Raw genomic sequence first — 21717 nt, forward strand, 5'->3', positions numbered from 1 at the left:
GTGTTACGGCAATTTATGCAGCTGGTTGCATACGTGCGAAGCACGTTCATCCTACGGCGGTTCCGAAGAGACTGCCCAGGGCGTACGTCACACCGGCCGCCGCGCCGCCCAGCGCCAGCTGACGGAGCCCGCTGAACCACCAGGACCGCGCGGTCACCTTCGCCACCACGGCACCGCAGGCGAAGAGACCGACGAGCGCGAGGAGCACCGCGGGCCACAGCACGGTCGCGCCGAGCAGGTACGGCAGCACCGGGAGCAGGGCGCCCAGCGCGAAGGAGCCGAAGGAGGACACGGCCGCGACGGCGGGCGACGGCAGGTCGCCCGGGTCGATGCCGAGCTCTTCCCTGGCGTGGATCTCCAGCGCCTGCTCGGGGTCGCGGGACAGCTGCCTGGCCACCTCGCGGGCCAGCTCGGGCTCGACGCCGCGCGACTCGTACAGCGCGGCGAGCTCCTGCTCCTCGTCCTTGGGGTGCTTGCGCAGCTCCCTGCGCTCGACATCGAGTTCGGCCTCGACGAGCTCGCGCTGCGAGGCGACGGAGGTGTACTCGCCCGCCGCCATCGAGAAGGCACCGGCGGCGAGCCCGGCCAGGCCGGTGATGACGACGGTCTGCTGCGAGACGGCGCCGCCTGCCACACCGGTCATCAGCGCCAGATTGGAGACGAGCCCGTCCATCGCGCCGAAGACCGCCGGACGCAGCCATCCGCCGTTCACATCCCGGTGGGTGTGGTTGTCGCGGTGCGCCTCGTGCAGCGTGGCTTCGGTCTCGATGATCGCCATCTCGCCCGTCTCTCCTCTCGTACGGAGGCGGGCTCCCGCGCATGGGCCGCGGGTCCGTCTCCCCCCTCAACGTCCTCGAAACTACGCACGAAAATCGACTCCCGCCAGCAAGGAAGGCCGTACTTACCTGCGCAAACACGCCACGGGAGGGGCAGTCGCCCGGGGCTGCCGAGGCTCGTCCCACGGCACCCCGCCCCATGCGAAGGGGTGACGCTGGGGGGCCGGGGGCTCACGTGGCGCCGTCGGCGTGGCAGAGATGCAGATATGCGACACGGAGCAGGCGGAGAAACGTTTCTGCTCCAGCAGTACGGCAGAGAGGCGGCACGCGCATGGCGTCGATCGTCTGCATTCCCCCGGTCTCGGCGCACGGCGGCGACGATCCCCTGGGCCCGCACGAACGGGCCCGCGGTGCGCTGCTGGGCCTCGCGGTCGGCGACGCGCTGGGGGCACCCGCCGAGAATCTGAAGCCGTCCGAGATCCGACGGCGCTGGGGCCGTATCACCGGGTACGTCGCCGAACACCCGGCCGGTACGGACGACACGGAGTACGCGATCTTCTCCGGTCTGCTCCTCGCCCGGCACGGCGCGGGGCTCACCGTGACCCATGTGGAGCAGGCCTGGCATGCATGGATCGCGGACGGGGACGAGGGTCCGTTCCGCGGCGCGGGCTTCTCCGAGCGCGGAACCCTGGAGAACCTCCGCAGGGGACTCGCGGCGCCGGTGTCGGCGCAGCACCGGCACGCCTGGAGCGACGGTCTTGCGATGAGGGCCGCGCCTTTCGGGGTCTTCGCTGCGGGCCGCCCGGCGGAGGCGGCCCGCCTGGTGGCGATCGACGGCTCGGTCAGCCATGAGGGCGAGGGCATCTACGGGGGCCAGGCGGTGGCCGCGGCGGTGGCGGCGGCGATGGCGGGCGCCCCCGTCCCCTCGGTCGTGGCCTGTGCCCTCTCGGTCATCCCGGGCGACTCCTGGACGGCGCGCTCGCTGCGCAGGGCGGTCGCCGCCGCCCACCTCGGCGAGAGCGCGGTCCGCTCGGCGGTCGTCATCGACGGCTATCCGTGGACCGACCTCGCCCCCGAGGCGGTCGCCCTCGCCTTCGGCGCGTACGCGGCCGCCGACGGCGACTTCCCCGAGGCCGTCCTGACGGCGGTCAACATGGGCCGCGACGCCGACACCACGGCCGCGGTCACCGGCGCCCTCGCCGGCGCCACCCGTGGCGCCGGCGCGATCCCCGCCGCCTGGGCCGACGCCATCGGCCCGGCCCGGGGCACCTGTCTGCCTGCCATGCGGGGGCACCACGTGCTGGAGGTGGCGGACCTGCTGCTGACGGCCGCGTCGAGCCCGGCGCACCGCCCGACCCCCGCCGCGGTGCCCGAACCTCCCGGGGACGCCCACCGCCCCGATGAAACACCGCCCCCTCCCCCGCTCCGGCACGGCGACGGCCGCGCCCCGGCCACGCCCCACGGTGCTCCCGGCACCCCGGTCCCCGGCGACGACTGCGCCGACGCGGCACAACTCGGGGACGGCGGCCTTCCGCCCCGGCCGGTGCACGACGGGGTGACGGTATGAGGCCGGCGTACGTCGCGGGGGCGGAAGGCGAGGAACGCTCCGGCGGGGACGGGCTCCCGGAGGAGGCGGCCGAGGGGCACGGCGAGGAGGCGAGGGGGGACGGGCGCTCCGCGGAAAGGAGCGTCCACGGGATCCGTACTCGCGAGCCACGGCAGGGTGCAGGGGGCGCGGGACTCGGCACCCGGCAGGGCCCGCAGGTGGTGGAGCCGGGGACCGGACTCCCCGGGGCGGGGCGGGGCTCCGTCGTTTTGCGGGGGCCGTCCGCCGTGGGACGGGCCGGATCCGCGGCCGAGGCGGTCGGATGCCGCGCGCGTCGCGTCGAGGGACTGCTGCTCGGGCTCGCTGCCGGGGACGCGGCCGGGTGGCCGTCGGGGCGGCACCGGGCGGGGCGGCTGCCGGAGTGGACCCGGCGGCTGCGGCGCGAGCTGGACGCCTTCGCGGAGCAGAACGCCACCACGACGCTGCCCGTACCGATCGCGCTCAACCAGCCGCCGGAGCCGCTGCGGCTCGGGCCGTCCGACGACGCCGAGTGGGCGGCGTTCACGGCCGAGGCCGTGCTGCGGGCCGCGGCCGGCGAGGCGCTGGGCGATCCGGGGCTCGGGCGGCGGGTCCGGGCGTCCCTCGACCTGTCGTGGCAGTGTCTCGCCGGAGAGATGGTCACGGCGGCCGACCGCGCCCCCGACGGCGAGGCCGCCGTCCTCCCGCTGCGGGCCCGCATCTCGGTGCAGGCCGGGCTCGGCAATCTCGCCACGGGGCTGCGGCCGCCCGCGACCGGTCACGACAATCCGCACTACTTCGACGACGCCGCCTGCGTCCGCGCCTGTGTGCTGGCCGTGGTCCACCCCGGCGACCCCGGCGCGGCGGCGGACCTAGCCGAGTACGACGCCCGTTACACCCAGGACGGCGACGGCGTGCACGGCGCCCGCGCCATGGCGGCGGCGCTCGCCGCGGCGCTGGGCGACGCGGACGTCGACAGCTGCGTCGCCGCCGCGCTCGCCCAGCTCCCCGAGCACACGGAGATCCGCCGCAACGCGCTCGACGCCGTACGCCTCGCCCACGCATGCGACGGCGCGTTCGGCGTCGTACCGCTGTTGGAGCATCAGATCGTGGACCACGTCTACAGCTACGGCATCGCGGCCGCCGAGACGGTCCCGGTCGCCCTCGCTCTGGCCACCGCGGCCCGCGGCCGAATCGCCGAGGCCGTGCCCGCCGCGGCCTGCCTGTCACGGGTCGCCGACTCGGCCCCCGCACTCGCGGGCGCCCTGACCGGTGCGCTGTGCGGCGGCGGCGCCCTGCCCGCCGCATGGCGCGAGGCCTGTCGCATCCTCCCCGGCTGCACCCTGCCGCGGTTCGCGGGTACGGATCTCGTGGAACTCGCCGAACACCTCGCACACACGGAACCGGCCGCACCGGAGGGATGATTCGGACATGACGGTCACAGGTTCAGGGGTTACGGATACGGGGGCCATGGGTTCGGGAGCGTTGGGGACCGCGGGTTCGAGCGCCGCCGGTACGGGTGCCGCGGATGCGGGAGCCGCGAATACGGGAGTCGCGGACACGGGGGCGCACACCGCCGGACCGCGGGGCGCGGCGGGCGCGGCCGGAGCGCGGCCGGGGCTCGACGAGCGCATCACCGCGAGTCTCGTCGGGGCGGCCGTCGGGGACGCGCTCGGCGGCCCCGTCGAGGGGTACAGCCCCGAGCAGATCGTCGCCCGGCACGGCGGCCGCGTCCAAGGGGTCGTGGGCCCCTGGAACGGCGACGACTGGCGTACCGCCCGCCCCATCGCGCCGTACCACAAGGGTGACGGGCACGTCACCGACGACACCCTCATGACCCACGCGCTGGTCCGCGTGTACGCCGCCGTGCGCGACCATCTGGACGCGTATGCCGTCGCCGGGCACCTGGTCCCCGATCTGATGACGACACCTCGCTGGATCCCCGAGCTGGAGGCGGAGGCGCTGCCCCTGCAGCGGATCTTCCTCGCCGAGAAGTGGCTCGTGGCACGGCTCCACTACGGCCACGTCGACCCTCGCGAGGCAGGCTCCGGGAACATCGTCAACTGCGGCGCCGCGATGTACATGGCGCCGGTCGGCCTGGTCAACGCGGCGCATCCGGCGGGCGCGTACGCCGAGGCGGTGGACCTCGCGGGCGCCCACCAGTCGTCGTACGGGCGGGAGGCCGCCGGGGTCCTCGCGGCGGCGGTCGCAGCCGCGTGCACACCGGGCGCGACCGCGTCCACCGTCGTCGACACCTGTCTGCGCCTCGCGAAGGACGGGACGCGGGACGCGATCGAGGCAGTGTGCGACGTGGCGTCCCGCCATGAGGAGTTCGAGCCGGCGCTCGGGCCGCTGCGGGAGGCGGTCGCGCCCTACGACACGGTGGGTCCCGACTACCGGGCCCCGTCGCTCGGCGCCCGCAGACCCTCGCGGCTGCACGCCGTCGAGGAGCTGCCGATCGCCCTCGGCATGCTGCTGATCGCCTCCGGCGACTACCGACGCGCGGTCCTGGGCGCCGTCAACTACGGCCGCGACTGCGACTCCATCGCGACGATGGCGGGCGCGATCGCCGGTGCCCTCGGCTCCGCACCGCCCACGGAGTGGTCCGCCCGGGTCTCCGAGTCCAGCCGCCTCGATCTGCACGCCCCGGCGGCCACCCTCGCGGAGGTCACCCGCGAGATCTTCGCCAGGGACACCGAACGCCGCCGCGCCCACGAGGCGGCGTTCACAAGCCTGGCGGGCCCCCGTTGACCACCTCGCCCCCCGGGGGCCGACCGGTGCCCGTGGCACCCGGCCCGCCCGCGGCGGACGGCCGGGTGCGGAGCGCGCAGCACGCGGGCGGCGGCCCCGGGGGTCCGGCCGGTCCGGGGGCCCGCGAGCGGGGGCCCGACGGGTCCGTTCGCGGCAGCCGGGTCTGCGGGAGCAGCCGTCCACCCACCGCTCGTGACGTCGCCCCCGACGGCGTCGGCCGTCTGCGGCTCACCTGGGTCCAGCCGGAGGACCTGGTGGGGCACGAACTCCGGCAGGCGCATGAGGACGGGCGGGACGCAGACGCGGTCGCCCGGCGGTGGCGCGCGGCCGGAGGGTGTGCCGCGCCGCCCCGCGCGGGGGCCTCCCCGGAGCCCGTGACACCGCTGCTGCGCGAGCTCGCCGTCGAACTCCTCGACGAACTGGCCGCGTTGCCCTCGCCGCTCGCCGGAGACGAACCCACCGGGCTCGTGGCGATCAAGGCGGCCTGCCCCGACTGGCCCACCGTCCCCGCGCCCCCGCCCGGAGCCCCGGCGCCCGCGTGCACCGCCCCGCCCGCGATCCGACGCACCGTCACCCGCGACGCCCTGCACGCGGCGTGGCTGGGCCGGGCGGCGGGCTGCCTGCTCGGGAAGCCCGTCGAGAAGCTGCCCCTGGACGGCATCCGCGACCTCGCCCGCGCCACCGGCAACTGGCCCCTGCGCACCTGGTTCACGGCACGCGGCCTGCCCGACGGCCTGGCCCGCGCCCACCCCTGGAACCGCCGGTCCGCCGCCACCTCGCTCGCGGAGAACATCGACGGCATGCCGGAGGACGACGACCTCGATCATCCGCTGCTCACCCTGCTGCTCTACGAGCGGTACGGGGACGGCTTCCGCACCGCCGACCTGGCCCGGCTGTGGCTCGACGAACTCCCCGCAGGACGCGTCTTCACCGCCGAGCGCGTCGCGTATCGCAATCTCCTCGACGGCGTCGAACCGCCGCGCACGGCCCGCCTCCGCAATCCGTTCCGGGAGTGGATCGGCGCCGTCATCCGCGCCGATGTCCACGGCTGGGCCCACCCCGGCGACCCGGGCACCGCCGCCGAGCGGGCGCACCGCGACGCGACGCTCACGCACACCGGCAACGGCGTGTACGGCGCGATGTTCGTGGCGGCGGCGATCGCGTGCGCGGCGGGCGGCGACGGCGACGGCGACGGCGACGTGCAGGCCTGTCTGCATACGGGGCTGACCGTCGTACCGCCCCGGTCCCGTCTCGCCGGAGCCGTCCGCCACGGTATGAGTCTGGCGGCGGAGGAAGCGGACTTCGAGTCCGTCGTCGACCGGCTGCACGCACGGTACGGAGGCCCCGACGGCTACCACTGGGTGCATGTGGTGCCCAACGCGGCCCTGGTCGCCGCCGCCCTCAGCCACGCCGACGGCGACTTCGCCGGATCCATCTGCCGCGCCGTGTCCGGCGGTTGGGACACGGACTCGAACGGCGCCACGGCCGGCTCCGTCGCCGGGCTGCTCGCGGGCCGCCCCGAGGCGCTCCCGGCACACTGGACCACGCCCCTGCGGAACCGTCTCGCCACGTCCGTCGCCGGATGCGACGGCATCGGCTTCGACACGCTCGCGGCCCGCACGCACGCGGTGGCCCGTCGGCTCGCGCAGGTGCCCGCCGGCGACGACCGCACCCGAACCGCCACCCCCCTGGAGGTACCGCCCGCATGACAGACATCACCGTGTTCGGCAGCGCCAACATGGATCTCGTCGCCTATGTGGCGAAGGCGCCGCAGCGCGGGGAGACCGTGACGGGACGGGAGTTCCGTACGGTCCCCGGCGGCAAGGGCGCCAACCAGGCCGTGGCGGCGGCCCGCGCGGGGGGCAGCGTGACGATGATCGGCGCGGTCGGCGCCGACTCCTTCGGCACCCAGCTGCGGGACACGCTCGACCACTCGGGTGTCGACACCGACCTGCTGCGCACCGTCGAGGGGCCGAGCGGCACCGCGCACATCGTCGTCGACGAGGAGGGCGGCAACGCCATCGTCGTCATCCCCGCCGCCAACGGCACGCTCACCTCGCTCGGGCCCGGCGACGAGACCGTCATCGGCGCCGCCGATCTGCTGCTGCTCCAGCTGGAGGTGCCGCTGGAGGGTGTGCTCGCCGCGGCATCGGCGGCGCGCCGGCACGGCGTGCGCACCGTGCTGACGCCCTCCCCCGTGCCGTCCCCGAGCGCCCGGCCGCGTGCGAGCGGGGCAGGCCCCCTGCCGCCGGGTCTGCTCGCCGCGACCGACCTGCTGGTGGCCAACCAGCACGAGGCCGTCGCACTGACCGGACTGACCGACCCGCACCGTGCGGCCGACGCGCTGCTCGACCGGGTGTCGGAGGTGGTGATCACGCTGGGGGCGGCGGGAAGCCTGTACGCCGGGCGGGGCGCCGAGACGATCACGGTGTCCGCGCCCCGTGTCACCGCCGTGGACTCCACCGGCGCCGGCGACACCTTCGTCGGCGCCCTGGCCGTCGCCCTAGGCGAGGGGCGCCCCGTGCGGGACGCCCTCACCTGGGCCTCGGCTGCGGCGGCGCTCTCCGTGCAGCGGCCGGGGGCGTCGTCGGCGATGCCCTACCGGCCGGAGATCGACAAGGCCGTGAAGCGGGCGGCGCCATGACCGTTCCCCCCGACGCCGCCACCGGGCATCCCGGCGCCGCGCCCGATGCGACCACGCCCGGGACGCCGGTCACCGCGCCCGCGCCCGGAACACCGGCCCCCGCTCCCACGGCGCCGCCCCTGACCGGGTTGCGCGTCCTCGATCTCGCGACGCTCTTCGCCGGGCCGCTCGCCGCGACCATGCTGGGCGACTTCGGGGCCGAGGTGATCAAGGTGGAGCACCCACGGCGCCCGGACCCCTCGCGCGGGCACGGGCCCGCCAAGGGCGGGGTCGGGCTGTGGTGGAAACTGCTGGGCCGCAACAAGCGCACCGTGACCGCCGATCTGTCGACGGACGGCGGCCGGGAGGTGCTGCTCCGTCTCGTGGCCGGCGCCGATGTCGTCGTCGAGAACTTCCGGCCCGGAACGCTGGAGCGCTGGCACCTGGGCTGGCCCGAGCTGTCCGCGGCCAATCCCCGGCTCGTCCTCGCTCGGGTCACCGGCTTCGGTCAGGCGGGCCCATACGCCCGCCGCCCCGGGTTCGGCACGCTCGCCGAGGCGATGAGCGGCTTCGCGGCGATCACCGGCGAACCGGACGGGCCGCCGACGCTGCCGCCGTTCGGCCTCGCCGACACGATCGCCGGAATCACCACGGCGTACGCCGTGATGACGGCGCTGGCCGGGCGCGAGCGCACCGGCCGGGGGCAGGTCGTGGACATGGCGATCATCGAGCCGATCCTGACGGCGATCGGGCCGCAGCCGCTCTGGTACGACCAGCTGGGCCACGTCCAGCCCCGCACCGGCAACCGCTCCACGAACAACGCGCCCCGCAACACCTATCGCACCTCCGACGGTGCCTGGGTCGCCGTCTCCACCTCCGCCCAGTCCGTGGCGGAGCGCGTGATGCGTCTGGTGGGCCGGCCCGAGCTCACCGCCGAGCCGTGGTTCGCCACGGGCGTGGAGCGGGCCGGGCACGCGGACGTGCTCGACAAGGCGGTCGGCGACTGGATCGCCCGGCACAGCAGGGCCGAGGTCGTCGAGGCTTTCGAGAAGGCGGAGGCGGCGGTGGCGCCGGTCCAGGACGTGCGCGACATCATGACCGACCCCCAGTACGCGGCCCTCGGCTCGATCACCACGCTCGACGACCCTGAGCTCGGGCCCCTGCGCATGCAGAACATCCTCTTCCGGCTCTCCGAGACACCCGGCGCGATCCGCTGGGCGGGCCGGCCGCACGGCGCGGACACCGACGCCGTCCTGGCCGGAGCGGGGTTCACGCACGAGGAGATCGCACGACTGCGGGCGGCGGGTGCCGTATGAGTGCGCCGCCCGGCCGCCGGCCCGGTCCGCTCCCCGGGCCCGCGCCGCTGACCTGGCTGTACGTCCCCGGGGACCGCCCCGAGGTGGTGGTGAAGGCGCTGGCCATGGGCGCCGACGTGGTGGTCGTCGACCTGGAGGACGCGGTGGCCCCGGCGCGCAAGGAGTACGCCCGCAAGGCCACGGCGGAGCTGCTGTCCGATGTGCCTCCCGTGCCGGTGCACGTGCGCGTGAACGCACCGGACGGGCCGCTGGGCGACGCCGATGTGCACGCGGTCGCCGGGCTCCCGGGGCTCTCCGGCCTGCGACTGCCCAAGGTGACGGCCCCCGCGCAGGTGGTCCGAGTCGCCGAGGCGTGCGCCCGTGTCGACGGCTCGCCGTCCCGGGGGGCGGGGCGCCGGGGGCTCCCCCTGTACGCCCTGCTCGAATCCGCCCTCGGCGTGGAGCACGCCTTCGCGGTCGCCCGTGCGCACCCCTCACTGCGCAGCATCGGTCTCGGCGAGGCCGATCTGCGGGCGGATCTCGGGGTGCGGGACGAGGTGGGGCTGGACTACGCGCGCGGCCGCGTGGTGCTGGCCGCGCGGGCGGCCGGCCTGGAGCCGCCCGCCCAGTCGGTCTACCCGCACGTCCGGGACCTGGCGGGGCTCGCCGCCTCGTGCGCACGGGGGCGCGCCCTCGGCTTCCTCGGCCGGATGGCGGTGCATCCGCGGCAGCTGCCCATCATCGAGTCGGCGTACCTCCCGAGCCGGGAGGAGGTGGCCGACGCCGAGGAGGTGGTGACCGCCGCCGCCACCTCCCCCGGCGCGCAGGCGCTCCCCGACGGCCGCTTCGTCGACCTGGCGATCGTCGAGGCCGCCCGCCGCACACTGGCGCTGGCGGCCCGGGCGCCGTAGCCGGGGTCGGGGGCGGGGGCGGGGGGAAGGTTCCGGCCCCTCCGGAGCCCGGAGGCGGTGCCCCCGGAGGCCCGGCCGGGGTGCGCGGAACACTCCGGAACACGACGACGGGGCCCTGGACTCTTCGTCCGGGGCCCCGTCGGGGTGTACGTACGGGTCAGCCCTTCTTGGTGCCCGAGGAGGCACCGTCCTTCTCGGACTGCGACTCGGACTCGGACGCGGTGTCGTCGTCGGGTTCCGCCGCGGGGGCGGACCCGTCCGGGGACGTCGTGTCCTCGGCGTCCGAGGGCTCCTGGTCGGCCGGGGCGCCCTCGGCGCCCTCGCCGGGGGCCGCGCTCTCGCCGGCGGGCAGTGGCTCCACGACCTCCTCGCGGCCCGGGTGGCGCCGCGCCGAGAGCACGAAGTAGACCACGGCGAGGAGGAACACGCCCAGGGCGGTCCAGTCGTTCAGGCGCAGGCCGAGCACATGGTGGGCGTCGTCGACGCGCATGTACTCGATCCAGCCTCGGCCCACGCAGTACGCGGCGACGTACAGCGCGAACGCCCGCCCGTGCCCCAGCTTGAAGCGCCGGTCCGCCCACAGGACGAGCAGCGCGACACCGACGCACCACAGCGACTCGTACAGGAACGTCGGGTGGTAGTAGCCCGGCACCCGGCCGTCCGCGGAGGAGGTGATGTGCAGGGCCCAGGGCACATGGGTCTCGCGCCCGTAGAGCTCCTGGTTGAACCAGTTGCCCCAGCGTCCGATGGCCTGGGCGAAGGCGATGCCGGGCGCGACCGCGTCGGCGTACGCGGGCAGCGGGATGCCGCGTCGGCGGCAGCCGATCCACGCGCCGAGCGCGCCGAGCGCGACGGCACCCCAGATGCCGAGGCCGCCCTGCCAGATCTTGAAGGCGTCGACCCAGTTGCGGCCCGGGCTGAAGTAGAGCTCGTAGTCCGTGATGACGTGGTAGAGCCGCCCGCCGACGAGGCCGAAGGGCACCGCCCAGACCGCGATGTCGGCGACGGTGCCGGACTGCCCGCCGCGGGCGATCCAGCGCTTGTTGCCGAGCCAGACGGCCACGAAGACGCCGATGATGATGCAGAACGCGTAGCCGCGCAGCGGAATGGGGCCGAGATACAGCACCCCGCGCGACGGGCTGGGAATATAGGCAAGGTCCATGGCAAGGTCGACGCTACCGTGCCGGATGGGGGACGCGGCAACCCACCCGGCTACGGGTCCATAACAGGGAAGGATCACCCCTGGGCCGCCGCCTCGGCCGTCTGCTTCAGCTTCTGGGGCGTGAGCGTGCGGTACGCGTCCTTGCCGTTGAGCAGAACCGTCGGGGTGCCTTCGAAGTTTCCCTTGCGGAATGCGTCCTCGGACTTGGCGACCCAGTTGTCGTGCGTGCCGTCCTGGACGCACTTCTTGAAGGCGTCCGTGCTGAGCCCTCCCACCTTGCCGGCGAGGTCGATCAGCTTGGCGTTGTCCCCGTAGCCGTCCGTGGTCTCCGGGGGCTGGTTCTCGTACAGCACGTCGTGGTAGTCGCGGAACTTCCCGGCCTCCTGGGCGCAGGCCGCGGCGTTCGCCGCGCGCAGGGAGCCGGAGCCGCCGAGGTTTCCGTCGATGAGCGTGGCGAAGTGGTACTCGACCTTCAGCAGGCCCTTGTCGACCAGCTCGTGGACCGTCGGGCGGTAGGCGCTCTCGAACTGTTTGCAGACCGGGCAGCGGAAGTCCTCCCAGATGGTGAGGGTGGTCTTGGCGCTGTTCCGTCCGACGGGGATGACGAGGCTGTCCTTGCCCGTGGCTCCGCTGGGCGCGACGACGGAGCCGGAGGCACTGCCCTTCTTTCCCGCGTTGGCGGCGATGACGCCGATCACGGCGGCCAGGGCGAGGACGCCGACGACGGCCCCGCCCACGATCAGGCCGCGGCGGCGCTTCTCCTTGGCCCTGGAACGCTCTCGCTCGGCGGCAAGCCGGTCGCGGGCCGAGCGGTTTCCCTCACGATTGTTCTCGTTCACACCCCGCCAACGAACCGGGGAGGCACCCGCGTGCCTCCCCGGTCCCAGGTCCACCCGTTCGGACTACGCCTGCGCGCGCACGCCCTTCGCCAGCTCGCCCGCGAGCGCCCGGACGGCGTCGAGGCCCGCCGCGTCGTCGGGGGCGTCCAGCATCCGCTTCACGAACGCGGAGCCGACGATCACTCCGTCGGCGAAGCCGGCGACCTCGGCGGCCTGGGTGGCGTTGGAGACACCGAGGCCGACGCAGACCGGCAGGTCGGTGGTGGCGCGGGTGCGCCGGACCAGGTCCTGGGCCTGTGCGCCCACCGATTCGCGCGTGCCGGTGACGCCCATCAGCGACGCCGCGTAGACGAAGCCGGACCCCGCGGCGGTGATCTCCGCGAGCCGCTCGTCCTTGCTGCTCGGCGCGACGACGAAGACCGTGGCGAGGCCGTGCTTCTCGGCGTGCTCCCGCCAGGTCGCGGACTCCTGGACCGGCAGGTCGGGCAGGATGCAGCCCGCGCCTCCGGCCTCCGCGAGCTCGGCGGTGAACCGCTCGATGCCGTAGCGGTCGATCGGGTTCCAGTACGTCATGACGAGCACCGGCTTGCCCGTCGCCTCGTGGGCCTCGCGGACCGTGCGCATCACGTCCGCGATCCTGACGCCGCCGCGCAGCGCGATGTCGTCGGCGGTCTGGATGACCGGCCCGTCGAGGACCGGGTCGCTGTGCGGGAGCCCGACCTCGACGATGTCGGCGCCGCCGTCGAAGACGGCCCTGACCGCGGCGATGCCGCCGTCCACGGTCGGGAATCCGGCCGGGAGGTAGGCGATGAGCGCGGAGCGGCCCTCGGCCCGGGCCGCGGCCAGGGTGTCGCCCAACAGCTTGACGTTGCCGCTCACTTGGCGTCCCCCCGGATCTCGGCGATGCCGCCGTTCGCGTCCGCCTCGACGGCCGCGTCGGTGTCGTACAGCCCGAACCAGCGGGCCGCGGTGTCCATGTCCTTGTCGCCGCGCCCGGAGAGGTTGACGACGATCAGCCCGTCCTTGCCGAGCTCCTTGCCGACCTCCAGGGCCCCGGCCAGCGCATGGGCGCTCTCGATGGCCGGGATGATGCCCTCGGTGCGCGACAGCAGGCGCAGGGCCTGCATGGCCGCATCATCGGTGACGGCACGGTACTCGCCGCGGCCGCTGTCCTTGAGGTAGGCGTGCTCGGGCCCGATGCCGGGGTAGTCCAGACCCGCCGAGATCGAGTACGGCTCGGTGATCTGGCCTTCCTCGTCCTGGAGGACGTACGAGCGGGAGCCGTGCAGGATCCCGGGCTCGCCCGCGGTCAGGGTGGCCGCGTGCTCGCCGGTCTCGATGCCGTGGCCCGCCGGCTCGCAGCCGATGAGGCGGACGCCGGTGTCGGGGATGAAGGCGTGGAAGAGCCCGATGGCGTTCGAGCCGCCGCCGACGCAGGCGACGGCGGCGTCGGGGAGCCGCCCGGCACGCTCCAGGATCTGCCGCCGCGCCTCGACGCCGATGACCCGGTGGAAGTCGCGCACCATGGCCGGGAACGGGTGCGGCCCGGCGACGGTGCCGAAGAGGTAGTGGGTGCGGTCGACGTTGGCGACCCAGTCCCGGAAGGCCTCGTTGATGGCGTCCTTGAGGGTCCGGGAGCCGGACTTCACGGCCACGACCTCGGCGCCGAGCATGCGCATGCGGGCGACGTTCAGGGCCTGGCGCTGGGTGTCGATCTCACCCATGTAGATGGTGCACTCGAGTCCGAAGAGGGCGCAGGCGGTCGCGGTCGCGACGCCGTGCTGACCGGCGCCGGTCTCCGCGATCACCCGGGTCTTGCCCATCCTCCTGGTGAGGAGGGCCTGCCCGAGCACGTTGTTGATCTTGTGGGAGCCGGTGTGGTTCAGGTCCTCGCGCTTGAGGAAGACGCGCGCGCCGCCGGCGTGTTCGGCGAACCGGGGCACCTCGGTGAGGGCGCTCGGCCGTCCGGTGTAGTGGACGAGCAGGTCGTCGAGTTCGCGTGCGAACTCGGGGTCGGCCTTCGCCTTGTCGTATTCGACGGCGACCTCGTCCACGGCGGCGACCAGCGCCTCCGGGATGAACTTGCCGCCGAACGCGCCGAAGTAGCCCTCGGCGCTGGGAACCCGACCCTCCGGGTCAGGGATGAAGTAGTCGCTGCACATGCGAACCTCGCGTGGGGCTCTCGCCCCGTGTCCGGGTCTGACGGTGGTCACGGTATCTGCGCGCATGCCCTGTGCCGTGGCATCCCGCGGTGCGGCGCTCGGCCGTCCGCCGGCGGGGTGCCGGTCGCCGCCGCGCGGCGGAGCCCGGCCCCGCGTCCCCGGCTGCGGAGCATCCGGTGTCACGGGGCGGTGACGGCCTCCCGGGGCGGCGCCCGGCCGTGAGGGCGGGCGCCCTCCACCGGGGAGAGCTTCGGTGCCGCACCGACGGCGCTCCGGCGACGGGCGTTCCCGCCCCCGGCGCACCGGGGAGGGGTCGGGGGCGGGGCCCCCGGCTCGGGTCCGGGTGGGGACGGGCCGCGGTCGCCACCGGAGGAACCGGCGGTGCCACATGGGCGGTGCCCCGCCCGGCGACCGGGCGGAGCTCACATGCGCGCTAGCGGCGACGCCATCGCATGCCGTTGACCTGGCCCGGCTCGTCGCCGATGACGTACCGCACACGGCGGCCGTGGACACGGCGCGCCGGCGCGCGGCAGCCGCGTGGGCGGCAGCCGCGGGCGAGGCGGGACGAGATCGGCATGGCGGCTGTCAGCTCCTGCCGTGCCGGATGGCCGGGTGGGCGCCCGCGGCGACGAGGTCGGAGACCGCCGTCCTCGGGTCCTTGCCGGTGACCAGGGACTCGCCCACGAGAACCGCGTCGGCGCCCGCGTTGGCGTACGCGATCAGGTCGTGCGGGCCACGGACGCCGGACTCGGCGACCTTGACGATGCTCCCGGGGATCTCGGGTGCGACCCGCTCGAAGGTGTCGCGGTCGACCTTGAGGGTCTTCAGGTTGCGGGCGTTGACGCCGATGACCTTGGCGCCGGCGGCCACGGCCCGCTCGACCTCGTCCTCGTCGTGCACCTCGACGAGCGGCGTGAGGCCGATGGACTCGGCACGCTCGACGAGGGACTCCAGGGCGGGCTGGTCGAGGGCGGCGACGATGAGCAGCGCGAGGTCCGCGCCGTACGCACGGGCCTCCCACAGCTGGTACGACGTGACGATGAAGTCCTTGCGCAGCACGGGGATGTCGACCCGGGCCCGGACGGCCTCCAGGTCGGCGAGCGATCCGCCGAAGCGGCGCTCCTCGGTCAGGACGGAAATGACGGCGGCGCCGCCCGCCTCGTAGTCGGCGGCGAGGCCGGCCGGGTCGGCGATGGCCGCCAGGGCGCCCTTCGACGGGCTGGAGCGCTTGACCTCGCAGATCACCTTGACGCTGTCGCCGCGGAGCGCCGCGACGCCGTCCTTGGCCTGCGGAGCCTTCGCCGCGCGCTCCTTGAGCTCGTCGAGGCTGACGCGCGCCTGCCGCTCCGCGAGGTCGGCACGGACTCCGTCGATGATCTCGTCGAGCACACTCACGCGAGCGGCCCCCTTCCCTGACGGTTGACGGTTGACGGTGTTGCCTCGGAGCACCTGTGAAAGTGTTCCGGGGGTCACATCGATGGTATCCGCAGGAGGGCGTGGGTCTCGCATCCGGTTGACGTCGGTCCCACTACCTGGACTTTCCCTGCGGATCAAGGATGGAGCCAGCCGCCGAAGGGCAGGTTCCGGACGACGGTGAAGGCCGTGATCACGAATCCGGTGCCCCAGAGGAGGACCGGGCTCGGATCGAGGCGCAGGGGCCGCCCGCGGGCCGCCCTGACCGCCCAGAGGGTCCACAGCACGGCGAACGCGGCGTATCCCGCCACGGCGAGCGCGTTGTCGGCGAGGGCCGCGGTGAGATCGCCGTGGACGAAGGCGTGCGCGCTGCGCAGACCGCCGCAGCCGGGGCAGTACAGGCCGGTGAACCGGTACAGCGGGCAGACGGGGTAGTGGCCCGGTTCGTTCGGGTCGACGGCACCGACGTAGGTGAAGGCGGCCGCGACGGCGGCCAGCACCCCGGCGGGCACGGCCAGGCGCCGCAGCACCGCCCGGGCGGGCTCCGCGGGCGCGGCGGACGCAGCAGACGCGGCGCTGTCAGGATCGGCGATCACTCGGGCATTCTGCCCCGTGACCGCGCCGGCCGCCCGCGGGGTGCCCCCTCCGGGGCCTCGGCGGGCGTCTCCGTGTCTGCGGCGGACGCGCCGGCGGTGCGAGCACATACGAAGGGCGGAACCGGTTCACGACCGGTTCCGCCCCCTGGAGCACCGTGGTGCGCGCGGGTCAGGCCTCCGAGTGCGCGGCCTGCGGCTGCGGGCGGGACTGGCGCTTCGGCGTCTGACCCAGGCCGGCGGCGCGCATGAGGCCGCCCACGACGGCACCGAGGCCGATGAGGACCATGCCGGCCCAGAAGCCCACCGGGTTCAGCGTGACCGTGAAGGCACCCGCGACGCAGAAACCGATGAAGGAGATGATGACACCGGTCCAAGCGGCCGGGGTGTGTCCGTGGCCGTGGCTGCTGCCCGACATGACGTGCTCCTCGTTGCAGTAGGCGTGTGGTGAGCCGGACGCTCTCCCTCATTGTCCCGTATGCGCCCGGGTGCTCGGAGGTGGGGTGGGCCACAGTGCCCGCGGGTCCGGGCGGGCCCCCGGGGCGGCTTCTCAGCCGGTGGGGTCCTCGCCCCGGTCGAGGGCCTTCCACAGCTCCTCGGGGCGCTCCGGGTCGACCGCGCGGGCCTTGCGGGGCCGGGGACTGCCGTCGCGCTCGTAGCGTCCCGACATGGCGGGCCAGACGCTGCCGTAGCGCAGGGCGAGCAGGCCGGAGAACAGGATGAGCGCGCCGCCCGCGGCGGCGACGTACGGCCAGACGGTGTGGCTGAGCGCCTGCACGGTCGCGGCGGCGTCGCCGGACACCTGGGCGGCCTTCTCGTCGAGTGCGGAGCCGTCGGATGCGCCGAGCACGGCGGCGGCGATCGTTCCTGCGCCGCTCAGGGCGAGCAGCGCGGAGACCAGGACGCGTCCGGCGCGGCGCACGGCGAAGACGGCGACGAGGGCGGCGAGCCCCACGATCGCGAGGGCCGCGGGCACACCGGTGACGTCGCTGCCCCTGGCGGTCAGCGGGAAGCCCCCGCCGGCCACGGACGCGGTGCCGTGGGCCCAGCCCTGCCGGGAGGCGAGCAGCGCCACGGCCGCGCCGACGGCGCCGAGGAACAGCGCGGCGGCGAGGCTGCGGCGGCCTCCCCCGCGCCCTCGGCTCGTCTCGGACAGCGAGGACCCCCGTCGCGCGGGCGCGGCGGCTTCGGAGCGCGGGTTCGGTACGGCAGTCACGTACTCCACTATCGCCTGCCGCGGCGCCCCGGCGACAACCGGGGGCCGTCCGGGCGGCGTCAACCCATGATCGGGCAAGCGTTCGCCCATGGGTCACCCTTGATCGACCCAAGCGGAACCCTCAATTCCCAAACAGAGATACAGAGTTCAACGATTCCGTTGTTGGCATGCCACGGACAGTCCTAGGTTCTGCGCGGCCGGTGACGTGCACCACATGTCACGGCCCGCACCGCGCACCCCAGCACCTCTCCGGTTCACCGACCTCTCGGAGGATTACGTTGCGCAGAACCCCCACGCTCTCCGTCGCCGCCGTTGCCTCGATGGCCGCGGCCGCGCTCGCCTTCGCCGCACCGGCGGGACAGGCGGCGCCCCTCGCGACGGCAGCCGGGCACGGCGTCAGGGCCGCCCGTGCCTGTGCCCTGCCCACCGGCAAGGACGTCATGGCCTGCAATGCGCTCAAGGTCACCGCGGGCACCCCGAAGTCCGCGCACGCCGAACGCGATCTGACGGCCGCCGCGGCGCCCTCCGGGTACGGCCCGGCGTCGCTCCAGGCCGCGTACAACCTGCCGTCGTCGACGGCAGGTTCGGGCCGGACCGTGGCGATCGTCGACGCCTACGACGACCCGAACGCCGAGTCCGACCTGGCCGCCTACCGCTCCCAGTACGGGCTGCCCGCCTGCACCACCGCCGGCGGCTGCTTCAAGAAGGTCGGCCAGACCGGCACCGGCACGCTCCCGCGCGCGGACCGCGGCTGGGCCGAGGAGATATCCCTCGACCTCGACATGGTCAGCGCGGCCTGCCCGAACTGCAAGATCCTGCTGGTCGAGGCCAAGTCGCCGACGATGACGAACCTGGGCACCGCCGTGAACACCGCCGTCTCGCTCGGCGCCAAGTACGTGTCCAACAGCTACGGCGGCGCCGAGTCCGCATCCGACACGAGCTACGACACCTCCTACTTCAACCACCCGGGCGTCGCGATCACCGTCAGCTCCGGCGACGGCGGCTACGGCGTGGAGTACCCGGCCGCGTCGCGCTACGTCACGGCCGTCGGCGGTACGTCGCTCACCACCGCCTCCACCGCACGCGGCTGGACCGAGTCGGCGTGGAGCGGCGCGGGCTCCGGATGCTCCGCGTACGACGCCAAGCCGAGCTGGCAGCAGGACACGGGCTGTGCGCGGCGGACCGTCGCCGATGTCTCGGCGGTCGCCGACCCGGCGACCGGAGTCGCCGTGTACGACACCTACGGCGGTGACCCGGGCTGGGAGGTCTTCGGCGGCACCAGCGCATCGGCCCCGCTGATCGCGGCGGTCTACGCGCTCGCCGGCACCCCGTCCGCCGGGTCCACCCCGTCGTCGTTCCCCTACGCCCACACCTCGGCGCTGTACGACGTGACGGGCGGCTCCAACGGCAGCTGCTCGCCCGCGTACCTGTGCACCGCGGGTACGGGCTACGACGGCCCGACGGGCCTCGGCACCCCGAACGGCACGGCGGCCTTCACCGGCTGACCCGCCGTCACCCGGTGAACGGCGCCGGGGCGTCCTGCGGACCGGGCGGGCCTCGCGGGCCCGGGTGTGATCCGCAGGACGAAGCCCCCTAGCGGCCGAGCCGGTTGGCGGTGTGCACCGCGCGGAGGACGGCCGCCGCCTTGTTGCGGCACTCGTCGTCCTCCGCGACCGGGTTCGAGTCGGCCACGATGCCGGCGCCCGCCTGCACGTACGCCGTGCCGTCGCGCAGCAGGGCCGTGCGGATGGCGATGGCGGTGTCGGAGTCGCCCGCGAAGTCCAGATAGCCCACGCACCCGCCGTACAGCCCCCGGCGCGAGGGCTCCAGCTCGTCGATGATCTGCATCGCGCGCGGCTTGGGCGCACCGGAGAGGGTGCCGGCCGGGAAGCAGGCCGTGAGGACGTCGAAGGCCGTGCGGCCCTCGGCGACGCGGCCCGTCACCGTCGACACGATGTGCATCACGTGCGAGTACCGCTCGACGGACATGAAGTCGACCACCTCGACCGAGCCGGGCTCGCAGACCCGCCCCAGGTCGTTGCGGCCGAGGTCGACGAGCATCAGGTGCTCGGCGCGCTCCTTCGGGTCGGCGAGCAGCTCGTCGGCGAGGGCCTGGTCCGCCTGGGGCGTGGCTCCGCGGGGGCGGGTCCCGGCGATCGGGTGGACCATCGCCCGGCCGTCCTCGACCTTGACCAGGGCCTCCGGACTGGAGCCCACCACGTCGAAGCCGTCGAAGCGGAAGAGGTACATGTACGGGGACGGGTTCGTCGCCCGCAGCACCCGGTAGACGTCGAGCGCGCTCGCCGCGCACGGGGTCTCGAACCGCTGCGAGGGCACCACCTGGAAGGCCTCGCCGGCGCGGATGCGCTCCTTGACGTCCTCGACCGCGTCCTGGAAGTCCGGGCCGCCCCACAGGGCGGTGTACTCGGGCAGCTCGGACGGCGGCAGCACGGCGGGCGGCTGGGCGACCGGCCGGGACAGATCGGCCTCCATCGCGTCGAGCCGGGCGACCGCGTCGGCGTACGCCTCGTCGACGCCCGTCTCGAGGTCGTTGTGGTTGATCGCGTTGGCGATCAGCAGGACCGAGCCGTCCCAGTGGTCCAGCACCGCGAGATCGCTGGTCAGCAGCATCGTGAGCTCGGGCAGCTTCAGGTCGTCGCGCTCGCCCGGGCCGATCTTCTCCAGGCGCCGCACGATGTCGTACCCCAGATAGCCGACCATGCCGCCGGTGAAGGGGGGCATCCCGGCGCCCAGGTCGTGCGGGGTGTGCAGCGCGTCGACGGTGGCGCGCAGCGCGGCGAGCGGGTCGCCTTCCGTCGGCACACCCACCGGCGGGGTGCCCAGCCAGTGCACCTGGCCGTCACGCTCGGTCAGCGTGGCCGCGCTGCGGACGCCGACGAAGGAGTAGCGGGACCAGGAGCGGCCGTTCTCCGCGGACTCCAGCAGGAAGGTGCCGGGGCGCTCGGCGGCGAGCTTTCGGTACAGCCCCACGGGGGTGTCGCCGTCCACGAGCAGCTTGCGGCTGACGGGGATGACTCGGCGGTCGGTGGCGAGCTTGCGGAACGTCTCGAGGTCCATGGCCGCCGACCTTACTCACTCAAAGGGAGGACATCGGCGTCGAAGCAGGTCCGGGCGCCCGTGTGACAGGCGGCGCCGACCTGGTCGACCTTCACCAGCAGCGTGTCGGCGTCGCAGTCGAGTGCCACCGACCTGACGTACTGGACGTGCCCGGAGGTGTCGCCCTTGACCCAGTACTCCCGGCGGCTGCGGGACCAGTAGGTGCAGCGGCCCGTGGTCAGCGTGCGATGCAGCGCCTCGTCGTCCATCCAGCCCATCATGAGCACCTCACCGGTGTCGTACTGCTGGGCGATCGCGGGGACGAGCCCGTCGACACCGCGCTTCAGGCGCGCGGCGATCTCCGGGTCGAGCTGGCTGGGCTGCCGGGGCGTGCTGGTCATGAGTGCCATTGTGCTCGATGGGGAGGGGGAGCGGGGCACCCCGTCCGGCCGGTGGACGGAACCGGAGCCTGCCCGTCCGGCCGCCGGCCGTCGCCCGGGGCACCCGACGGCCGTGGATGCCGTGGCAGGGCCCGGCACCCGGCCGTACGCTGGGCCCATGTCGACCCATGCGAAGCGTGAACGGCTGCTGCTCGCCGAGCTCTTGGAGGCCGCAGGCCCCGACGCCCCGACACTCTGCGAAGGCTGGCTGACCAGGGACCTGGCCGCGCACGTCGTGGTGCGCGAGCGGCGCCCCGACGCGGCGGGCGGGATCCTGATCAAGCCGCTGGCGGCCCGGCTGGAGCGGGTGCAGGAGGAGTTCGCCGCGAAGCCGTACGAGGAGCTGATCCAGCTCATCCGTACCGGCCCGCCGCGGTTCTCGCCGTTCTCCGTGAAGCAGATCGACGAGGCGTCGAACGCGGTCGAGTTCTACGTCCATGCCGAGGACGTGCGCCGTGCCCAGCCGGACTGGTCGGCGCGCGAGCTGGACCCGGTCTTCGCGGACGTCCTGTGGTCCCGGCTGGAGCGGGGCGCCCGGCTCCTCGGCCGCGGTCTGCCCGTCGGCACGGTGCTGCGCCGCCCGAACGGCCAGACGGTCGTGGCGCACAAGGGCACCCCCGTGGTGACGGTCACCGGGGAGCCCGGTGAGCTGACGATGTTCGCCTTCGGGCGGCAGGACGCGGCCCGGGTGGAGCTGGAGGGCGACCAGGACGCGATCGCCAGGCTCAGCGAGACGAAGAAGCTCGGCATCTAGCCACCGGCCGGCATACGGGCGGACGCGGCGCATCCGGGTTCGGCCCAGGCGACCGCGGCCGGCCGGGCGCCGGGCGTCCGCCGGCCGCGCCGTGCACATCCGGCGGGCCCGTGCACATCGGCCGCCCGTGCACATCGCCCGCCCGTGCTCCGCACAGCTGC

At 74.4% G+C, this 21717-nt stretch carries 21 protein-coding genes; 9 read left to right on the forward strand and 12 right to left on the reverse strand.

Features of this window, described 5'->3' with window-relative positions:
• Window positions 1-46 precede the first annotated feature (46 nt).
• Complete coding sequence (locus tag ACWCP6_RS17070; protein ID WP_450933239.1) at window positions 47-778, reverse strand: VIT1/CCC1 transporter family protein; 732 nt, start codon at window positions 776-778, stop codon at window positions 47-49.
• Window positions 779-1107: 329 nt separating this feature from the next.
• Here ACWCP6_RS17070 and ACWCP6_RS17075 point away from each other — a divergent pair, with 329 nt between their 5' ends.
• From ACWCP6_RS17075 to ACWCP6_RS17105, 7 genes are all read left to right on the forward strand, one after another.
• Window positions 1108-2343, forward strand: a complete 1236-nt coding sequence (locus ACWCP6_RS17075; RefSeq protein WP_450933240.1) for an ADP-ribosylglycohydrolase family protein — start codon at window positions 1108-1110, stop codon at window positions 2341-2343.
• A gap of 197 nt (window positions 2344-2540) precedes the next feature.
• Complete coding sequence (locus tag ACWCP6_RS17080) at window positions 2541-3764, forward strand: ADP-ribosylglycohydrolase family protein (protein WP_450933289.1); 1224 nt, start codon at window positions 2541-2543, stop codon at window positions 3762-3764.
• 46 nt (window positions 3765-3810) lie between these two features.
• The gene (locus ACWCP6_RS17085; RefSeq protein WP_450933241.1) at window positions 3811-5091 is read left to right on the forward strand and encodes an ADP-ribosylglycohydrolase family protein; all 1281 of its coding nucleotides are present in this window, start codon (window positions 3811-3813) and stop codon (window positions 5089-5091) included.
• Window positions 5092-5312: 221 nt separating this feature from the next.
• Window positions 5313-6800 carry an ADP-ribosylglycohydrolase family protein gene (locus ACWCP6_RS17090; RefSeq protein WP_450933290.1) on the forward strand — a complete coding sequence of 496 codons (1488 nt, stop codon included), beginning with the start codon at window positions 5313-5315 and terminating at the stop codon, window positions 6798-6800.
• On the forward strand, window positions 6797-7735 hold the full coding sequence (locus ACWCP6_RS17095) for a ribokinase (protein ID WP_450933242.1): 939 nt from the start codon (window positions 6797-6799) through the stop codon (window positions 7733-7735). The genes ACWCP6_RS17090 and ACWCP6_RS17095 overlap by 4 nt, the downstream gene beginning before the upstream one ends.
• The gene (locus ACWCP6_RS17100) at window positions 7732-9030 is read left to right on the forward strand and encodes a CaiB/BaiF CoA transferase family protein (RefSeq protein WP_450933243.1); all 1299 of its coding nucleotides are present in this window, start codon (window positions 7732-7734) and stop codon (window positions 9028-9030) included. The genes ACWCP6_RS17095 and ACWCP6_RS17100 overlap by 4 nt, the downstream gene beginning before the upstream one ends.
• On the forward strand, window positions 9027-9920 hold the full coding sequence (locus ACWCP6_RS17105) for an HpcH/HpaI aldolase/citrate lyase family protein (protein ID WP_450933244.1): 894 nt from the start codon (window positions 9027-9029) through the stop codon (window positions 9918-9920). Before ACWCP6_RS17100 ends, ACWCP6_RS17105 begins: the two co-directional genes overlap by 4 nt.
• Before the next feature lie 157 nt (window positions 9921-10077).
• On the opposite strand, the gene lgt is transcribed toward ACWCP6_RS17105, so the two are convergent.
• The 9 genes from lgt to ACWCP6_RS17150 form a co-directional block, all read right to left on the reverse strand.
• Complete coding sequence (gene lgt / locus ACWCP6_RS17110) at window positions 10078-11082, reverse strand: prolipoprotein diacylglyceryl transferase (protein ID WP_450933245.1); 1005 nt, start codon at window positions 11080-11082, stop codon at window positions 10078-10080.
• A 74-nt stretch (window positions 11083-11156) separates the two neighbouring features.
• The gene (locus tag ACWCP6_RS17115; RefSeq protein WP_450933246.1) at window positions 11157-11921 is read right to left on the reverse strand and encodes a DsbA family protein; all 765 of its coding nucleotides are present in this window, start codon (window positions 11919-11921) and stop codon (window positions 11157-11159) included.
• A 63-nt stretch (window positions 11922-11984) separates the two neighbouring features.
• Complete coding sequence (trpA, locus tag ACWCP6_RS17120) at window positions 11985-12800, reverse strand: tryptophan synthase subunit alpha (protein WP_450933247.1); 816 nt, start codon at window positions 12798-12800, stop codon at window positions 11985-11987.
• Window positions 12797-14083, reverse strand: coding sequence for a tryptophan synthase subunit beta (gene trpB, locus ACWCP6_RS17125; RefSeq protein ID WP_450933248.1), 1287 nt, complete (start codon window positions 14081-14083; stop codon window positions 12797-12799). The genes trpA and trpB overlap by 4 nt, the downstream gene beginning before the upstream one ends.
• Window positions 14084-14516: 433 nt before the next feature.
• Window positions 14517-14660: a tryptophan biosynthesis modulator TrpM gene (trpM, locus tag ACWCP6_RS17130; RefSeq protein ID WP_450933249.1), complete on the reverse strand. Its 144-nt coding sequence runs from the start codon at window positions 14658-14660 to the stop codon at window positions 14517-14519.
• A gap of 8 nt (window positions 14661-14668) precedes the next feature.
• Window positions 14669-15478: an indole-3-glycerol phosphate synthase TrpC gene (trpC, locus tag ACWCP6_RS17135; protein ID WP_450933250.1), complete on the reverse strand. Its 810-nt coding sequence runs from the start codon at window positions 15476-15478 to the stop codon at window positions 14669-14671.
• A gap of 155 nt (window positions 15479-15633) precedes the next feature.
• The gene (locus tag ACWCP6_RS17140; protein ID WP_450933251.1) at window positions 15634-16092 is read right to left on the reverse strand and encodes a DUF2752 domain-containing protein; all 459 of its coding nucleotides are present in this window, start codon (window positions 16090-16092) and stop codon (window positions 15634-15636) included.
• A gap of 169 nt (window positions 16093-16261) precedes the next feature.
• The gene (locus ACWCP6_RS17145) at window positions 16262-16507 is read right to left on the reverse strand and encodes an HGxxPAAW family protein (protein WP_450933252.1); all 246 of its coding nucleotides are present in this window, start codon (window positions 16505-16507) and stop codon (window positions 16262-16264) included.
• A gap of 132 nt (window positions 16508-16639) precedes the next feature.
• Window positions 16640-17314, reverse strand: coding sequence for a TIGR02234 family membrane protein (locus tag ACWCP6_RS17150; RefSeq protein WP_450933291.1), 675 nt, complete (start codon window positions 17312-17314; stop codon window positions 16640-16642).
• 311 nt (window positions 17315-17625) lie between these two features.
• Here ACWCP6_RS17150 and ACWCP6_RS17155 point away from each other — a divergent pair, with 311 nt between their 5' ends.
• Window positions 17626-18810, forward strand: a complete 1185-nt coding sequence (locus tag ACWCP6_RS17155; protein ID WP_450933292.1) for a S53 family peptidase — start codon at window positions 17626-17628, stop codon at window positions 18808-18810.
• Between the two features lie 88 nt (window positions 18811-18898).
• Here the strand turns inward: ACWCP6_RS17155 and ACWCP6_RS17160 are convergent, their stop codons facing one another.
• A complete protein-coding gene (locus tag ACWCP6_RS17160) occupies window positions 18899-20383 on the reverse strand; it encodes an anthranilate synthase component I (protein ID WP_450933253.1) in 1485 nt (494 codons plus the stop codon).
• Between the two features lie 11 nt (window positions 20384-20394).
• On the reverse strand, window positions 20395-20763 hold the full coding sequence (gene hisI, locus ACWCP6_RS17165) for a phosphoribosyl-AMP cyclohydrolase (protein ID WP_450933254.1): 369 nt from the start codon (window positions 20761-20763) through the stop codon (window positions 20395-20397).
• A 157-nt stretch (window positions 20764-20920) separates the two neighbouring features.
• On the opposite strand from hisI, the gene ACWCP6_RS17170 reads away from it, so the two are divergent.
• Window positions 20921-21556 carry a TIGR03085 family metal-binding protein gene (locus tag ACWCP6_RS17170; RefSeq protein WP_450933255.1) on the forward strand — a complete coding sequence of 212 codons (636 nt, stop codon included), beginning with the start codon at window positions 20921-20923 and terminating at the stop codon, window positions 21554-21556.
• Window positions 21557-21717 lie beyond the last annotated feature (161 nt).

The organism is Streptomyces sp. NPDC002004 (assembly GCF_053593975.1).

What these genes read in the sequence shown, in the direction of transcription:
- hisI (WP_450933254.1), bottom strand. Translation starts at nt 20,763, where the DNA reads ATGACCAGCACGCCCCGGCAGCCCAGCCAGCTCGACCCGGAGATCGCC.
- ACWCP6_RS17100 (WP_450933243.1), top strand. Translation starts at nt 7,732, where the DNA reads ATGACCGTTCCCCCCGACGCCGCCACCGGGCATCCCGGCGCCGCGCCC.
- ACWCP6_RS17095 (WP_450933242.1), top strand. Translation starts at nt 6,797, where the DNA reads ATGACAGACATCACCGTGTTCGGCAGCGCCAACATGGATCTCGTCGCC.
- ACWCP6_RS17145 (WP_450933252.1), bottom strand. Translation starts at nt 16,507, where the DNA reads ATGTCGGGCAGCAGCCACGGCCACGGACACACCCCGGCCGCTTGGACC.
- trpM (WP_450933249.1), bottom strand. Translation starts at nt 14,660, where the DNA reads ATGCCGATCTCGTCCCGCCTCGCCCGCGGCTGCCGCCCACGCGGCTGC.
- ACWCP6_RS17070 (WP_450933239.1), bottom strand. Translation starts at nt 778, where the DNA reads ATGGCGATCATCGAGACCGAAGCCACGCTGCACGAGGCGCACCGCGAC.
- ACWCP6_RS17160 (WP_450933253.1), bottom strand. Translation starts at nt 20,383, where the DNA reads ATGGACCTCGAGACGTTCCGCAAGCTCGCCACCGACCGCCGAGTCATC.
- ACWCP6_RS17105 (WP_450933244.1), top strand. Translation starts at nt 9,027, where the DNA reads ATGAGTGCGCCGCCCGGCCGCCGGCCCGGTCCGCTCCCCGGGCCCGCG.
- ACWCP6_RS17085 (WP_450933241.1), top strand. Translation starts at nt 3,811, where the DNA reads ATGGGTTCGGGAGCGTTGGGGACCGCGGGTTCGAGCGCCGCCGGTACG.
- ACWCP6_RS17170 (WP_450933255.1), top strand. Translation starts at nt 20,921, where the DNA reads ATGTCGACCCATGCGAAGCGTGAACGGCTGCTGCTCGCCGAGCTCTTG.
- ACWCP6_RS17155 (WP_450933292.1), top strand. Translation starts at nt 17,626, where the DNA reads ATGGCCGCGGCCGCGCTCGCCTTCGCCGCACCGGCGGGACAGGCGGCG.
- lgt (WP_450933245.1), bottom strand. Translation starts at nt 11,082, where the DNA reads ATGGACCTTGCCTATATTCCCAGCCCGTCGCGCGGGGTGCTGTATCTC.
- trpB (WP_450933248.1), bottom strand. Translation starts at nt 14,083, where the DNA reads ATGTGCAGCGACTACTTCATCCCTGACCCGGAGGGTCGGGTTCCCAGC.
- ACWCP6_RS17075 (WP_450933240.1), top strand. Translation starts at nt 1,108, where the DNA reads ATGGCGTCGATCGTCTGCATTCCCCCGGTCTCGGCGCACGGCGGCGAC.